The sequence below is a fragment of the Vibrio sp. BS-M-Sm-2 genome (assembly GCF_041504345.1).
Lineage (GTDB): Bacteria > Pseudomonadota > Gammaproteobacteria > Enterobacterales > Vibrionaceae > Vibrio > Vibrio satsumensis.
This window is the reverse complement of the sequence record NZ_CP167894.1, coordinates 2718838-2735253: the sequence shown is the minus strand read 5'-3', so window position 1 is coordinate 2735253 and position 16416 is coordinate 2718838. Positions and strand designations below refer to the sequence as shown.

Below are 16416 nucleotides of genomic sequence, written 5' to 3'. Positions count from 1 at the left end.
CCGAATAGCTCAATGACGCGAATGAATTACTTTGGTGCCTTGAGCTGCATCTCAGGTAGCGCTCTTTTCTTGGCTGTCACTTTACGAATCACAAACCAAATCAGTAAACCCAATAGAATCGCGACCACATTACCCACCGCAATAATGATCATACTTCGTTGTCGGTCATCTTCACGTTTTTGAAGGATCATCAACTCTGTTGCGATACGCTTCTGTTCAGCAAGTGCTTCTTCTTGAAGACGTCGTGACTCTGCTAAGTCGATATCTTCAACAACGCTGTACGACTGCTCGGTAATTGGAAAGGTCAGTGGGCGCTGACTTGAAGTATCAGTGGCATAAACCATCCCTGACCAATTATATATCCCTAAATCGCCATTGTAAGGCACCTCTAAAGCGACTTTCATTGCGTCAACTTCAGCTTGCCCCTGCTTGTACATCACATACTCATCAGGAGCCTTGTGCTCAACATGAACCGCTAACGAGCTCGGTGCGATCATCCCCTGCTCACCAGACACCACAATAGTATGAGGTAAGCCCTCTTTTCGTGACTGAATGAAGGTGGTAGTAATTGGTGTTGGGTAAACCAAGACTTCTTGCTCTTGCGCTCGCAGGAAAACGCCATTGCCAGAAGTAATACGCGCTCTGTATTTACCAGGCTCGATATCAATTGGTAAAGAGACAGTGAACACACCATCTCCGGCTTTTTCATCAAGATCAGCGCCATCATCGGCAAACTCGCCCATCACAACAGGCACCGGGCGCGCTTCTCTTACTAAAGACTCTTCGTTTTCAACAAACTTAGTAAAGGTGACTTTAAGCTTCACGCGATCGAGAAAATCGCGTAGCACAAGCGGCTTACCATCAGAAGTCAGTCGAGCGGTAAATTTGATGCGTTCTGTCTGATACAACTTGTCGGGAAACTCATTAGCATCTAAAACTAGGTGAGATAGGAGCTTGATATTGTTCTTAGGTGAGACATTACCTATTGCTTGCCAAGGGCCGGGCATCGGGTTGTCGATAGAGATAATGTCCATGGACGATTCTTCGTACCAACGGACATTATCAGCATTGCGCCAAGAGTAGTATTTCTTGCCATCCGGGCGAACCAAAACGACAGATTTAGAGTTATCGGCTCGATAAATCACAAAGGTGACTTGTTCAATACTGGGATCAACTCGAAAACGGTTGTCCAATAAACTCATTACGGATTCTGTTGCTGCATGTAAGCCAAAGCTTAACAGCAATAAGCAACCGGTAGCCAATACCCTTAACATACTTTCTCCCTACTGACGCCAGAGGCAGCTTCCGCTTTTCTCGACGAGATCTAAACGACTTTGATGCGCTTCTACTTCATCGGCCGTAGCTCGTAAAACCTTTAGGGATTTTCGACCACTTTCTACTCTTCGTATGCTTTCCGCTTCGCCTTCCTGTTGACCAGCGTTAAATTGCAGCGAAGTTTGACCACCCGTCATCAATAAGTAGACGTCGGCTAGGATCTCCGCATCGAGCAATGCGCCGTGAAGAGTACGGTGCGAGTTATCAATACCATAACGGTCACATAAGATATCTAGGTTGTTTCTTTTACCTGGGAATATCTTCTTCGCCATCGCCAAGGTATCGGTAACTTTACAGTAGTCATCCGTTTTACCTATCGCTGGATTAAGCTTCTCAAACTCATAGTCCATAAAGCCCGTATCGAAGGGCGCGTTATGAGCCACCAGCTCAGCACCTTTGATAAAGTCGAGAAACTCTTTATGTATGTCTTGGTACTCAGGCTTATCAATCAAGAATTCATCGGTAATACCGTGAACGCCAATCGCCTCTTCTTGAATCGCACGATCAGGCTTGATGTAGACGTGAAAGTGACGCCCGGTCAACCTACGGTTGATGATCTCTACTGCACCAATCTCAACGATGCGGTGCCCCATATAGTGAGGACCACCTTCTGTATTCATACCGGTGGTTTCGGTATCGAGTACAACAATACGCTTATTTTCGTTCGAACTGTTTTTTTCGTTCGTGCTTTGTTCTGGAGTGCTACTGGTATTCATAAGGATAACTGTGTCAGACTATGCCGATAATGTGCTTGAGGTAATAGTATCAAATCATGACGAAACAAGTTGAAATTTTCACTGATGGTTCTTGTTTAGGTAACCCTGGTCCGGGTGGCTATGGCATCGTACTTCGCTACAAAAAAGTCGAGAAGACGCTAGCAGAAGGCTTCACGCTAACAACCAATAACCGTATGGAAATGCTCGCCGCTGTCGTTGCTCTCCAAGCCCTCAAAGAACCTTGCTCTGTGATTCTGACCACAGATAGCCAATACGTGCGTCAAGGCATCACACAGTGGATTCACAACTGGAAAAAGCGTGACTGGAAAACAGCCGATAAGAAACCGGTTAAAAATGCCGATCTGTGGCAAAGGCTCGATAAAGAGACAGCACGTCACACTGTCGATTGGCGCTGGGTAAAAGGACACGCAGGACACAGAGAAAACGAGATGTGTGATGATTTAGCAAGAAACGCAGCGGAAAATCCGACTCAAGAAGATACGGGCTATCAACCAAGCTAACATCTTTTGAAGTTAGACGTACATTTCAGAAAACGATTTATTGTTCCTGGAACTAATTGATAACGCCTTAAACTATTGGATAGTTTCTTAACAGAACTAATAGATGAAAAGCCGACAACTAGTCGGCTTTTTCTGTTTTTAACGGATATGAAGCTTTAGCTGAATCCATTGTACGGCGCGTGTTGGTTCTAAAACTCGCTCCAACAGGCGAGAAGCGTCGCTTAAGGTGCCAATGCGGCTTGATAGGTTTGAGCGGGTAAGTACGCTTGCGAGCAACAATAAAGTATTGGCTGCCAGCAAAAGAGGCACAGCCACCTAAAGCGTTCTCCAACCACGTCCACATCGCTTGATACTTACTCATCGGAAACAACGCGTAGGTATCACAATGAATCACTTCATAATTAAGCACACCGAGCCAGTCTTTAATTCGATTTGGCGTGTACATGCGCCCACTCCAAGGCAAGCTGTTCTTTCGCCAAGGCATCAAACTGGCGAGCCCCGTCACACTGAAAGGGTTGAAGCCAGTAATGATGATATAGCCATCGTCCATCATCACTCGGTCGACTTCTCTCAATAATCGATGCGGGTCATTGCTATAATCTAATTGATGACTGAGCACCACAACATCAAAGCTTTTCTCCAAAAAGGGCAAATTATAGCCATCTGCTATCACATTATGTAATGGGTTCTGGATATCTAGGTTTACTTGATGTTGAATGTTGCATGTGCAGCTAGAAATCTCACTACTGAGGCCGCCGAGCTTGAGCATATGGTAACCAAATAGCTTTGGGCACCACTCATCGAGTCGAGTTTGAATAGATTCTCTCAACCAGTCCCCATTGTGCAACTGTGCCCAAGTGTAGGGATGTTCAAACTTCTTTCTGCTACGTGCTGGCTTCATCAATAATCTGTCTCACTTATTCTGTCGCACTGAAAGTGACTGGAGAACCAATAATGTTACATATCAAAAGCATACCTGCATTTAACGACAATTACATCTGGCTGATTGAAAATAGCGATCGCCGTTGTGCTGTCGTCGACCCTGGTGATGCGGCTCCAGTATTAGAGTACTTAGCGAACCATGAGCTAACTTTAGATGCAATCTTGATTACACACCACCACCACGATCACATTGGTGGCGTTCCAGAGCTGGTAAGACAATTTCCCGGCGTCGATGTTGTTGGCCCTCGAAATGAACCTATCCCGACATTAACGCATCCGGTTGATGATGGTGACCAGTTAGAACTGTTTGGTGAAGTCTTCCTCGTGTTAGGACTAAGCGGACACACTGCTGGTCATATTGGCTATGTGGGTGATGCCAAACTATTTTGTGGTGATGTCTTGTTCTCAGCAGGCTGTGGCCGAATCATGGAAGGCACACCACAACAGATGTTCGATGCGCTGAATAAGATCACAGCGCTGCCTCAAGAAACCGAAGTGTATTGTGCACATGAATACACTGCAGCCAATATCGCTTTCGCATTAGCGGTTGAGCCTGATAACCAACATTTGCAGCAATATCGCGACCAAGTGAACCGACTGCGTGCCCAAAATAAGTCGACCATCCCCACAAATTTGAGACAAGAGAAGTTTGTTAACCCCTTCTTGCGCTATACCGAGCCAAGTGTAGTGAAATCAGTGTCTAATCGTACTGAGCAAACTGATCCTTTATCAGTATTTACCGCTTTACGTGCGTGGAAGAACGAATTTTAACAAATACAGACTTGTCACTCATAGGGGGTGGCAAGTATTATCATCGGCCGTTTATTAAAAAGGCTGTAACATGCGAGTTAAGTACAGCTGGGCTTTGGTATTACTACTTTCTGGTTGCCAATTAACTCAGTCAGAGAATCCAGACCAAGCTTCCAAGCAAACCAACACCTCTCCTACTAAAGAAGTTTCTCAAACGAACGTTTCACCAGATGCGACCAACAAAGAGCCAAAAGTTGAAGCACCTGTCGTTACTCCACAAACACAAGAAGATGTTTGGAAACGTATTGCTATGCAACTTGAAATGGAAGTGCCCGACCAAAAGAAGGTCGACTACTACCGAACTTGGTATCTTAAACACCCTAGTCATCTAAAAACCGTATCAAAACGTGCTGAGCCTTTCCTTTATTTGATCACCACCAAGATTGAAGAAAGAGACCTGCCTTTAGAACTGGCACTGTTGCCCGTTGTTGAAAGCTCATTTGATGCATTTGCGTATTCTCACGGTAGCGCCGCTGGCTTATGGCAGTTCATTTCAGGCACCGGTGAAGCTTACGGGCTAGAACAGAACTTCTGGTACGACGGCCGCCGAGATGTTGCCGCTTCAACCGATGCTGCATTGGATTTCCTAACCGACCTAAACAAACGTTTTGATGGCAACTGGCAACACGCAATCGCTGCCTACAATAGTGGTGGTGGACGTGTAAACAGCGCAATCCGCAAGAACAAGAAGCTTGGTAAGCCAATCGACTTCTTCTCACTGGACCTGCCAAAAGAGACTAGCAGCTACGTACCTAAACTGCTGGCACTGGCCGACGTAATTGCCAACCAAGAAAAATATGGCATTGATATTCCTGCAATTCCAAACAAGCCGGTGCTGACTCTAGTTAACCCGGAAGAGCAACTGGATTTAGCAATCGCAGCTAACTACGCAGGCATTCCAGTAAAAGAGCTGCAAGGCTATAACCCTGCCTATAACCAGTGGGCGACGGCACCAGAAAAACACCAACAATTACTGCTTCCCTTAGATTCAGTTGAAAAGTTCAACAGAGAAGTCACGGCCAATAAAGGCAAAGGCATGAAGCTAGTACGTTACAAGGTTCAATCTGGCGACAGCATCAGCGTACTGGCAAATAAATACAACACCACCAGCAAAGTGATTCGCTCAGCGAACGGTTTGACCAACAACAATATTCGTATTGGTCAGCACCTACTGATCCCGACTTCGACTAAAGATGATAAAGCTTACGCTCTCAGCGCTTCAAACCGTCTAGCAAGCACACAGTCAAAGAGTCGCGGTCAATATAAGCTAACCCACAAAGTAAAAAGTGGTGACAGCTTATGGACGATTGCACGCGCAAATAAGGTATCTCACCAATCACTTGCTAAGTGGAATGGTATGGGGCCACGCGACACGTTACGAGTTGGTCAAGAGTTGGTCATTTGGAAGAACGGTTCTGACGGTGCCATCATCCGCACCATCTTCTATAACGTAAGATCAGGTGACACAGTCAGCGGTATTGCATCAAAGTTCAAAGTAAAAAGTGCAGATGTTGTAAAATGGAACGCTTTGCAGAACAAGAAATACCTACAGCCAGGACAAAAACTGAAGCTGTATGTTGATGTAACTAAGGTAAGTGTATGAACCCGTCAAGTAACCCACTCGTCATGCTGTTGGATATATTCCGTTCACCAACAGCGTGTTTCTTAGCGCTTTATCAACGAAGTGCTTGGGGATGGCAACCCTACGTCGTATTAATGCTCAGCCCCTTTTTGTTTTGGGGTGCTTATTTTTCGAATGTAGATTTTGCATGGCTAAGTGCTGAATTGTCACAACAACTGGCTCAAACTAACCCTGACCAATTGGCGTTACTCGACAGCAACACCCTACTCGCAAGTGAAATCATCAACGACGTATTTAGCCGAACGCTAACCATCGTTTTGTTGGCATTCTGGTTTAACCTCGCAACTAAGCCAAGTCAACATCAACATAGCTTTTGGCGATGGTTTGCAGCGGCATCCGTTATCATCTTCCCTGCAGTTTTAGGCGACATTGCGAGCTACGCAAGCCTGATACTTAAGCATGGGCATGTGATGAACTACGCTGCTGACTTGAACAGCTTAAACGGCTTAATTAAGTTACCACTAACCAATGAGTGGTCACAGTTTGCTAGCTCGTTGCCACTATTATTACCATGGTACATCGTACTGGGTTATGCAGCGGTATTAACTTGGACTGAGTTTGAACGTGGTCAAGCATTGGTAATTTCTGGCTTACCATGGATTGGCTACTACCTAATCTGGGCGCTCTACATTTTAATCTTCTAAGCTGAAGAGATAAAAAGAAGGCTGGCGAAAATTCACTCGTCTATTTAGCCTTAAACGTCACTCGCATTGGGTTGTGATCAGAAGCGTCCGTAATGGGCGCTTTTGCTTTTTCTACCTCGAGCCCTCGATAGAACACATGGTCTAGCACTAAACCCGTAATAAATTGAGTGCGATCATCTGGATCAAAAGCAACCTCTGTCAAACCAACCTTTTCCAACGCATCTTTCAATACAGCGAAGCGAGCCTCACTCCAACTATTAAAATCCCCAGCAAAAATAACAGGCCCACGATACTTTTGCAGATTGTCAGTTAAGCTCTTGAGCTGAGCCTCGTAATCTTCGGTCCCAAAGGTAAAGTTCACAGCATGAATATTAATCACCGCCAGTTCTTCGCCATTACTGAGCAGGTAACGAGACCAAAGCGCGGATTTAGGCAATTGAAGCCAAGGTTCTTCATGAGTATAAGCACAAGCTTCGATCGGTAAATGCGTCGCTAAGTTAAGTACACCAGCACTTTTCTCAAAGGCTTCAAACGCATTAACTCGTGTACTTCCCCACTGACCACTTGTCACCCATTGGCGAAGCCCTTCTGTCATACTCGCTTCTTGCAGCAAAACTAAATCGCTACCTGCTGACAGCTTATTCAACTCACTCTGCCAATTACTGCGGTTTTGCTTGTAGATATTCCACACGGTAATATCTAAGCCGTCAGACACATCAATCGCTTTCGGTGCAGAGTTTTGGTAACAGCTGTAGATGTCGTTGCTGGTACTTTGAGAGGAAGTGATCAGGTTGGGTTTATTCGGTATCACAAAGATAAAATGAAAACTAACGACAACAAGCGTTATCAGCAGTGTGATAACAATGATGGTTTTCTTAAACATACAGCACCCTACCAGAAATGAAAAAGGAGCGATAAACGCTCCTTTTAGGGTAATAGTTTTTTTATACGGCGTCTTCGTCTTCTTCGCCAGTACGAATACGTACCACACGTTCAACGTCAGTAATGAAGATCTTACCGTCACCAATTTTACCTGTTTGAGCCGTCTCGATGATGGTATCAACACATTGGTCAGCCACTTCGTCGGTCACAACGATTTCTAATTTCACTTTAGGTAAAAAGTCGACCATGTACTCTGCGCCACGATATAGCTCAGTATGACCTTTCTGACGTCCAAAGCCTTTAACTTCAGATACTGTCATACCCGTAATACCCACTTCTGCAAGTGCTTCACGTACATCATCAAGTTTGAATGGCTTGATAATGGCTTCAATCTTTTTCATGTTCATCCCTTAAACTGTGCGAATGGCTCATTATCGGTTAGCTATAGTAAACATTCAATGAAAAAAGCCAGAGCATTAAAGCTCTGGCTCGAAATTTATCATCTTGTTTAATCAGCGCTTTAAGAAGGTTTTACTTAAGGCTTGCGTAGTAAGCGGCTAGGTTAGCAATATCTGCATCATTCAGCATTGAAGCTTGAGCCTTCATTACAGCGGCCAAACCGCCGGTGCGCTGGCCGTTCTTATATGCGTTAATTGATGAAGCGATGTATTGCTCGTTTTGACCTTTAAGGTTTGGGTAGCCTGGGATCACTGCGATACCGTCAGCACCATGACATGCTGCACAGATTGCTGCTTTAGCTTGACCCGCAGCAACATCACCCGCCAGAGCGTTACCACTCAATAGTCCAAATCCAAGAACTAATCCTAGTGTAATTTTCTTCATTGCATATTCCATTAATTATTTTTATTAAAGTGACGGTGAATTGTGACACAAACTTTTTCTACTTGCTCCAAAGCGCTTCACAATCTTGACCTTCGTAGTTTTTATCTACGAATAAGCCTAAAACAGCGATCACTCGATCGCCATCCATTAATATCGGCGTTCTGCGTCTTAACCAACTGGGTACTTGGTACTCTTGAAACAACTTCTTCAGCTTCCTGCTATGACCTCGCCCAACAGGGTGAGCCGATAATCCTTCGGGGTTAAAGGTAACACGTAATACCGCATTTTGGTTTGGTAAGCTGAACGTTTGTACACGACGACCAGGTTCGGACTCAGGTCCCCCCACTTGCAAGCTGACATCTCCCAAGCCATCAGGCAGAACCAACCTTCCTCCAACAGAAACGTCACCTTGCCAGCCCGATAGATCTTTAGTCTCTCGAACCAAATAGAGTTTTTGATTAAAACGCCTAACTTCAACGCCATTTAACACCAGCTTAGGGTTGGCATCCGCCTGAGCACACGCCACTTCCTCCCAGATAAGCTGGAGTTGCTTTTGACTCGGCATCGGTTGATTACAATGGTTAAGCCACATTCTTAATAAACGTGCGCGTAGTAAATCAGAGTGCTGGTATAACGCTTCGATGCTTAAGCTTTGGTTCTGGTTGCCACCTAAAGCTTGCTGTAAGTGGGATTCTAACAACTCATCTAACAGTAACTCTTGCTCTGCACATAGCTGAGCGCTGCGACTGACCGACTCTCGGAAACTAGGCCAACGCTCGGTCAGTGCCGGAGTGACTTGATGACGAATAAAATTGCGGTCAAAGCGAACGTCTTGATTACTCTCATCTTCTACCCAAGTTAAAGCCATATCGCGCGCCGCCCCTTCAATATCCGTTCTCGTCACCGACAGCAGTGGGCGAACGATATAAGCATTAGCAAACGGCATCACTTTCGCCATTGAAGAGAGCCCTTTCGGACCACTGCCACGCTTCAACGCCAACAAGAAAGTCTCGACTTGGTCATCGATGTGTTGACCTGTAACTAATACATCACCTTGTCTAATATGCTTTTTAAAGGCTTGGTATCGCGCGTCTCGAGCCAGCTTTTCAACGCTTTCTCCACTGCTGATATCTAGCGAGACTCGTTCAATGAACAAGGAAACCGACAAAGCATCACACCATGCTTGGCACTGCCCTGCCCAGTGATCAGCATTGTTGCTTAAGCCGTGGTGAACATGTACCGCGCAGCACTCAATGTGATGGGACTTAGCGTATTGCGCAGCCAACTCCAACAACACTCGTGAATCGACACCACCACTGAAAGCGACGATCAACCGACGAGGTTTGAGCTCGCTTTGGCCAAGTACAAATGTGAAGGTATCAACTAAGTGTGTCATGAGGCTAATAAACCAAGAGATCGTGTGTGACGGGATAATGTCTTAATAATAAAAAAGGGTTGGCACTGAGTCCAACCCTTTCATCATCTTGTTCGTATAGTTAGCCTTATTGCTAAGGCAACTTATCAGCAGTAGCCGTAGCTCATTAGACGCTGGTAACGACGCTCAAGAAGCGTTTCGTTATCAAACTGCTCTAGCTCTTCTAGCTGTTTAACTAGCATATCTTTCATGTTCTGAGCGGTTTGTGCAGGGTCGCGGTGCGCGCCACCTAGAGGCTCAGGAATGATTTCGTCGATAAGCTCAAGCTCTTTAAGGCGAGGAGCAATCAGGCCCATCGCTTCAGCTGCTTGTGGGGCTTTATCTGAATCACGCCATAGGATTGAAGCACAACCTTCTGGAGAGATTACTGAGTACGTAGAGTACTGAAGCATGTTCACGTAGTCACCAACACCAATCGCTAGTGCACCACCAGAACCGCCTTCACCCACAACGTTACAGATAACAGGAACTGAAAGGCCAGCCATAACTTTTAGGTTTTTAGCGATAGCTTCAGATTGACCACGCTCTTCAGCACCAACACCTGGGTATGCGCCCGCTGTGTCGATGAAAGTGATGATAGGCATGTTGAAACGCTCAGCGGTTTCCATTAGACGTAGCGCCTTACGGTAGCCTTCTGGCTTTGGCATACCAAAGTTACGGATCACTTTCTCTTTAGTCTCACGACCTTTCTGGTGACCAATAACCATAACAGGACGGCCATTTAGACGAGCCATACCACCCACAATTGCTTTGTCGTCAGCGTAAGCGCGATCGCCCGCCATCTCTTCAAATTCTGTGAATGCATGCTCCAGGTAATCTTTTGTGTAAGGACGTTGAGGGTGACGAGCAAGTTGAGCTACCTGCCATGCACCTAAGTCACTAAAGATTTTCTGTTTAAGCTCTAAGCTTTTTTTCTCTAGTTGTTCGATTTCTTTGTCTAGATCTACCGCAGTGTCACCACCGTGACGCGAAACGTCACGTAGCGCTTCGATTTTTGCTTCAAGTTCAGCGATAGGCTTTTCAAATTCTAGAAAGTTCAGGCTCATCTATGAATCCTTGTTGATTCAGCTCCGCATTCGCGAAGCTAAATTTTAGTTAAATTCGAGTTCTACTTGGCTATTTCCAAGCAGCTGTTTTAATTCGTCTAGTAATGTATCACTTGGCGTCACACGCCATTCTGTGCCCAATGTTAACCGCGCTCTAGCGTCGGCACGCTGGTAGTATACATTGACTGGGACCGTTCCGGCTCTATAAGGTTCTAAGATTTGACTAAAGCGTTCAAAAAATTGACCGTTAATTTGGGATTGGTCGATAGATATCGACACCCCACGAGCATATTTCTCACGGGCGCTTCCTAAGTCCATGACCTCGCGCGCGGACATTTTAAGCCCGCCATTGAAATCATCAAAGCTGACCTGTCCGGAAACGACCACAATTTTGTCTTTCTCGAGCAATTCTGCGTAGCGATCGAGCGCATCCGAGAACAACATCACTTCCATTCGGCCCGAACGGTCATCAAGTGTCATCAAACCGATTCGTGTACCGCGCTTAGTGGTCATCACTCTCGCAGCAATCACCAAGCCAGCAATCGTTAGTGATTGGTCACGACGCGTTGGCGTGGCATCTTTTAAGCGACAGCTGGTGTATTTCGCTAACTCTTTGATGTAAGCGTTAACCGGGTGACCCGTTAAATACAAACCAAGCGTTTCACGTTCACCCTCAAGCCAAACCTTCTCAGGCCACTTAGGCACTTGGGTATACTTGTGCTCAACCTCTTCCGGAGCGTCGGTCAACACACCAAACATATCAGATTGACCAAAAGACTCGGCATGGTGATGTTGGCTCGCCGCCTTCACCGCATCTTTCAAAGAGGCCATCATCGCTGCTCGGTGAGGACCTAATCTATCTAAGGCTCCGGATAGAATCAACTTTTCGATAACACGTTTATTAACCTTCTTCAGATCAAGGCGTGCACAGAAGTCGAATAAGTCTTTAAAATAACCGCCTTTATTTCGCGCTTCAATGATTGCTTCAATAGGGCCCTCACCGACCCCTTTGATTGCACCGATGCCATAAACAATTGCGCCATCTTCATCGACGTTAAAGCGGTACAGACCCGAGTTGATATCTGGTGGCAAAAGCTTGAGCTTCATACGGAAACATTCATCAACAAGGCCGATAACCTTCTCGGTGTTATCCATATCCGCCGTCATTACCGCAGCCATAAATTCCGCTGGGTAGTGCGTTTTCAGCCATAGAGTTTGATAAGAAACCAGTGCGTATGCAGCCGAGTGAGATTTGTTAAAGCCGTAGCCCGCAAATTTCTCTACCAAGTCAAAGATCTTCATGGCAAGTTCGCCATCAACACCATTGGCTTCAGCGCCCTCTTTAAAGGTACCACGCTGTTTCGCCATCTCTTCTGGCTTTTTCTTACCCATCGCACGACGCAACATATCCGCGCCGCCAAGCGTATAGCCTGCCAGAATCTGTGCAATCTGCATTACCTGTTCTTGGTACAGGATGATGCCGTAGGTAGGTTCTAGTGTCTCTTTCAGTGATTCGTGTTGCCACGTTTCATCAGGGTAAGATACCGCTTCACGGCCGTGTTTACGGTCGATAAAGTTATCTACCATGCCTGATTGCAGAGGACCCGGACGGAACAGGGCTACCAATGCGATGATATCTTCAAAACAGTCAGGCTGTAGACGTTTGATCAGGTCTTTCATACCACGCGATTCCAGCTGGAATACCGCGGTGGTTTCAGAATTTTGTAATAGATTGAACGACGCTTGGTCATCAAGAGGAATCGACTCGATACGAACCGGTTCTTTACCCTCTTTCTTCAAACGAGGGTTCACTAGGCCTAACGCCCAGTCGATGATGGTCAGGGTACGCAGACCCAAGAAGTCGAACTTAACCAAGCCAGCTGTTTCAACGTCATTCTTATCGAATTGCGTTACTGGGAAGTTACCTTCAGCATCGGCATAAATTGGTGCAAAGTCGGTGATCGTGGTAGGTGATATAACAACACCCCCCGCATGCTTACCGGCATTTCGCGTACAACCTTCAAGGATGCGACACTTATCAATTAGCTCACGGACTTCTTCATCGCCATCGTAAAGCTCTGGCAATGCCGGTTCAGCAAGGAACGCTTTTTCGAGCGTCATGCCCGGATCTGGCGGTACAAGCTTTGAGATTCGATCGACGAAACCAAACGGGTGACCCAGTACACGGCCTACGTCACGGATTACCGCTTTTGCCGCCATGGTACCAAAAGTGATGATCTGAGATACCGCATCACGACCATACATTTCAGCAACGTGATCAATTACTTGGTCACGTTTATCCATACAGAAGTCGATATCAAAATCGGGCATCGATACACGTTCTGGGTTCAAGAAACGTTCGAAAAGTAGATCGTACTCAAGCGGATCAAGGTCGGTGATATCAAGCGCGTAAGCCACCAAAGAACCGGCACCAGAACCACGCCCTGGACCTACGGGCACATCGTTGTCTTTTGACCACTGGATAAACTCCATTACGATCAAGAAATAACCTGGGAAACCCATGTTATTGACAACTTCGAGCTCGATCTCAAGTCGCTCATCGTATTCCGGCCTGCGCTCAGCACGAACTTTTTCATCTGGGAATAGGAACGCTAGACGTCGCTCAAGACCTTCTTCAGATTTCTTGATCAGGAAGTCTTCAATCGCCAAACCTTCCGTTGGGAAGTTAGGCAGGAAGTATTCGCCCAGACGAACCGTTACATTACAACGCTTGGCAATCTCAACACTATTCTCAAGTGCTTCAGGTATATCTGAGAACAACTCGCACATCTCTTCTTCGCTACGAAGATACTGTTGCGCGCTGTAATTTTTAGGACGACGAGGATCGACCATCGTGAAGCCATCATGAATCGCCACGCGGATTTCATGGGCATCAAAAAGGTCTTCAGTAAGGAATACTACTTCGTTGGTCGCAACAACAGGCAAGTCTTCTTGCTCAGCAAGCTCTAACGCGAAGTGCAGGTAAGACTCTTCATCCGGACGTCCAGTACGAATCAGTTCCAAGTAAAAACGATCGGCGAAGTACGTTTTGTAAAACTCGACGCTGCTTGCCACTAGCTCACGGTTGCCTTTCAGTAACGCCTTACCAATCTCACCTTCCTTCGCACCCGATAGGATAATTAGGCCTTCGGCATTCTCAATTAGCCACTCTTTATCAATAACAGGCTGATGCTGAACATGACCGCGAAGGTAGGCTTTTGAGATAAGCAGCGTTAGATTGTTATAACCTTTATTGTCGGTTGCAATGACGGTGAGCTTGGTCAACTCGTCACCGAACTCTGGAGACTGCATTAGGAAGTCAGCACCAATAATTGGTTTAACCCCGCACCCATGAGCAGTACCGTAGAACTTAACCAAACCACACAGGTTGGTAAAGTCGGTCAATGCTAGAGCAGGCATACCCATTTCAGCGACTTTTTTAACTAATGGTGGCACCTTGGATAGGCCATCCACCATCGAAAAGTCACTGTGTACGCGTAGGTGAACAAATTTTGGATCTGACATTATTTTTCCTGAGTTCTAGGTTTGAGCCTAGGATTACAACTGTGTGTATTCTATTTTTTTCTACCGCAAGTTAGCAACTTTATTCGATGCCCAGCTCTAGTTAACGTAAGCTCTAGTCTATATAGAGCTTAATCAATACGCTCTAATCTATGCCAAGAATACGTTTTACTGGCTTAAAGCTTTTGCGGTAGTGCTCGGTTACGCCATGTTTTTCAATCGCTTCGAAATGCGCTTTAGTCGGGTAACCTTTATGTTTAGCAAAACCAAACTCTGGATGAAGTTTATCAAGCTCTTCCATCTCTTGGTCTCGAACGACTTTAGCGATAATCGACGCCGCACTGATTTCAGCCACTCGCAAGTCACCCTTTACAATAGCAAGACCGTCCATTGGCAGTTCTGGGACACGGTTTCCATCGATTAGCGCCATATCAGGTTGAACGCTCAACCCTGCGATAGCTCGCTGCATAGCAACCATCGTCGCTTGCAGAATATTCAACTCATCAATTTCTTGTGGAGAACAACGACCAACAGACCATGCCAGAGCTTTCTCTTTAATTTCTGGAAGCAAAGCTAGGCGCTTTTTCTCAGATAATTTCTTTGAGTCGTTCAAGCCTTCGATTGGGTTGTTTGGATCGAGGATAACCGCAGCGGTCACTACATCGCCAACCAAAGGGCCACGGCCTACTTCATCCACACCAGCAAACAACTGGTAACCTTGCGGATACTCAAAAGGAGGAAGCTCTTTTTTCTCTTTTACTGCCATAACTAATCTCTTAATGTTCTGTAAGTAAGCGCTTTATGCTTCAACAAAAGGTCGGTCAATCAACTTCAATACCGCGTTAGCGGCTTGTTTGTCTGCGTCTTTGCGGATCCAGTGATGCATCTCAGTAAAACGTTCGATCAAGGCACTGTTATCGGCTGATAGCATCTTATCGACAGATGGGAACAAAAAGTCTGGGTGGCACTCTTCAAGAATATGCTCTTTGACGATCTCTTCCCCAGCCAAGATATTCGGCAATGATACAAACTCAGTGATCGCCAACTTCTTAACAATGTAACCTGTCAGCTTATTTACTTTGTAACCAACCACCATAGGGCGCTTAAGTAACATACATTCAAGAGCCACGGTACCTGAAGCCAAGAGCACAGAATCAGCAGCGGTAATCACGTTGGTTGCCGTATCTTCGACTAACGTGAATTCAAGCTCAGGTGCGGTCGATTGCCAGATTTCAGTAAACTGCTTTTTACGCTGCTCATTAACGAGCGCAACAACAAAATTGATATCCGGATACTTATGCTTAATACGCTGGCAAGTTTCGATAAATGGTTGAGCAATCAAACCCATCTCACCACCACGACTGCCCGGCAATACGGCCAACCACTGCTTGTCTTGATCAAGACCTAAAAGCTCTCGCGCATTCTGTTTACTTGGCTCTAAAGGAATCGCGTCTGCCAACGTGTGACCAACAAACTCACAGGCAACGTTATATTTATCGTAGAACGCTTTTTCGAACGGCAAGAAAGCCAATACCAAGTCAGTTGCTTTATCGATTTTAAAGATACGCTTTGGACGCCAAGCCCATACTGAGGGGCTCACGTAATGCACCGTTTTGATACCAGCATTTTTAAGGTCTAACTCAAGCCTTAGGTTAAAGTCGGGCGCATCGATACCTACAAACACATCTGGCGGGTTTTGAGTGAAATACTTAACTAGCTCTGCTTTTACCTTCAACAAACGAGGTAAACGGCCAAGTACTTCAACTAAGCCCATAACGGCCAGCTCTTCCATCTCGAAAAGAGACTCACAACCGAGCGCCTTCATTTTTGGCCCGCCAATGCCAACGAACTCAGCATTTGGGTACTGTGATTTGATCGCTTTAATAAAGCCTTCACCAAGCGTGTCGCCAGAGAGTTCGCCGACAACAATACCTACGCGCAGTGGTTCATTCGAAACAAAGTCCGAGCTATTGGTTGCTGCTTCTTGCTGTGCCATAGTTTTCCAATTCCCTTCTTGCCTAAAACAAAAAAGATCGCCTAACAAGTAGCGATCTTTTTGTTATACCATTCTGATGAAG

Annotated in this window: 15 protein-coding genes; 4 read left to right on the top strand and 11 right to left on the bottom strand. The window is 45.9% G+C overall.

Annotated elements, in window-relative coordinates; all coding sequences use genetic code 11:
* Positions 1-26: 26 nt before the first annotated feature.
* Positions 27-1274, bottom strand: a complete 1248-nt coding sequence (locus AB8613_RS12615) for a TIGR03503 family protein (protein ID WP_285954322.1) — start codon at positions 1272-1274, stop codon at positions 27-29.
* 9 nt (positions 1275-1283) lie between these two features.
* A complete protein-coding gene (gene dnaQ, locus AB8613_RS12610) occupies positions 1284-2051 on the bottom strand; it encodes a DNA polymerase III subunit epsilon (protein WP_017060722.1) in 768 nt (255 codons plus the stop codon).
* Positions 2052-2107: 56 nt separating this feature from the next.
* On the opposite strand from dnaQ, the gene rnhA reads away from it, so the two are divergent.
* Positions 2108-2572 (top strand): ribonuclease HI, encoded by a 465-nt coding sequence (gene rnhA, locus AB8613_RS12605; RefSeq protein WP_372383892.1) that lies wholly within the window; start codon positions 2108-2110, stop codon positions 2570-2572.
* A gap of 118 nt (positions 2573-2690) precedes the next feature.
* Here the strand turns inward: rnhA and AB8613_RS12600 are convergent, their stop codons facing one another.
* Positions 2691-3473, bottom strand: coding sequence for a class I SAM-dependent methyltransferase (locus tag AB8613_RS12600; protein WP_146492106.1), 783 nt, complete (start codon positions 3471-3473; stop codon positions 2691-2693).
* Between the two features lie 53 nt (positions 3474-3526).
* On the opposite strand from AB8613_RS12600, the gene gloB reads away from it, so the two are divergent.
* From gloB to AB8613_RS12585, 3 genes are all read left to right on the top strand, one after another.
* A complete protein-coding gene (gloB, locus tag AB8613_RS12595; protein ID WP_146492105.1) occupies positions 3527-4285 on the top strand; it encodes a hydroxyacylglutathione hydrolase in 759 nt (252 codons plus the stop codon).
* Positions 4286-4355: 70 nt separating this feature from the next.
* Complete coding sequence (locus AB8613_RS12590) at positions 4356-5927, top strand: LysM peptidoglycan-binding domain-containing protein (protein WP_372383891.1); 1572 nt, start codon at positions 4356-4358, stop codon at positions 5925-5927.
* Positions 5924-6610: a YIP1 family protein gene (locus AB8613_RS12585; protein ID WP_061018600.1), complete on the top strand. Its 687-nt coding sequence runs from the start codon at positions 5924-5926 to the stop codon at positions 6608-6610. Before AB8613_RS12590 ends, AB8613_RS12585 begins: the two co-directional genes overlap by 4 nt.
* Positions 6611-6650: 40 nt before the next feature.
* Here the strand turns inward: AB8613_RS12585 and AB8613_RS12580 are convergent, their stop codons facing one another.
* The 8 genes from AB8613_RS12580 to lpxB form a co-directional block, all read right to left on the bottom strand.
* On the bottom strand, positions 6651-7493 hold the full coding sequence (locus AB8613_RS12580; RefSeq protein ID WP_146492103.1) for an endonuclease/exonuclease/phosphatase family protein: 843 nt from the start codon (positions 7491-7493) through the stop codon (positions 6651-6653).
* 61 nt (positions 7494-7554) lie between these two features.
* Positions 7555-7893: a nitrogen regulatory protein P-II gene (gene glnB, locus AB8613_RS12575; RefSeq protein WP_004738609.1), complete on the bottom strand. Its 339-nt coding sequence runs from the start codon at positions 7891-7893 to the stop codon at positions 7555-7557.
* 130 nt (positions 7894-8023) lie between these two features.
* Positions 8024-8335, bottom strand: coding sequence for a cytochrome c (locus AB8613_RS12570; RefSeq protein ID WP_285954320.1), 312 nt, complete (start codon positions 8333-8335; stop codon positions 8024-8026).
* Positions 8336-8393: 58 nt separating this feature from the next.
* Positions 8394-9731 carry a tRNA lysidine(34) synthetase TilS gene (gene tilS / locus AB8613_RS12565; protein WP_372383890.1) on the bottom strand — a complete coding sequence of 446 codons (1338 nt, stop codon included), beginning with the start codon at positions 9729-9731 and terminating at the stop codon, positions 8394-8396.
* 125 nt (positions 9732-9856) lie between these two features.
* On the bottom strand, positions 9857-10816 hold the full coding sequence (gene accA / locus AB8613_RS12560) for an acetyl-CoA carboxylase carboxyl transferase subunit alpha (protein ID WP_017060731.1): 960 nt from the start codon (positions 10814-10816) through the stop codon (positions 9857-9859).
* Positions 10817-10861: 45 nt separating this feature from the next.
* Positions 10862-14341, bottom strand: a complete 3480-nt coding sequence (dnaE, locus tag AB8613_RS12555; protein WP_372383889.1) for a DNA polymerase III subunit alpha — start codon at positions 14339-14341, stop codon at positions 10862-10864.
* Positions 14342-14483: 142 nt separating this feature from the next.
* Entirely contained in the window at positions 14484-15104 is a 621-nt protein-coding gene (gene rnhB / locus AB8613_RS12550) for a ribonuclease HII (protein ID WP_048606660.1), read from the bottom strand.
* A gap of 33 nt (positions 15105-15137) precedes the next feature.
* On the bottom strand, positions 15138-16334 hold the full coding sequence (lpxB, locus tag AB8613_RS12545; RefSeq protein ID WP_146492101.1) for a lipid-A-disaccharide synthase: 1197 nt from the start codon (positions 16332-16334) through the stop codon (positions 15138-15140).
* Positions 16335-16416: the final 82 nt, after the last annotated feature.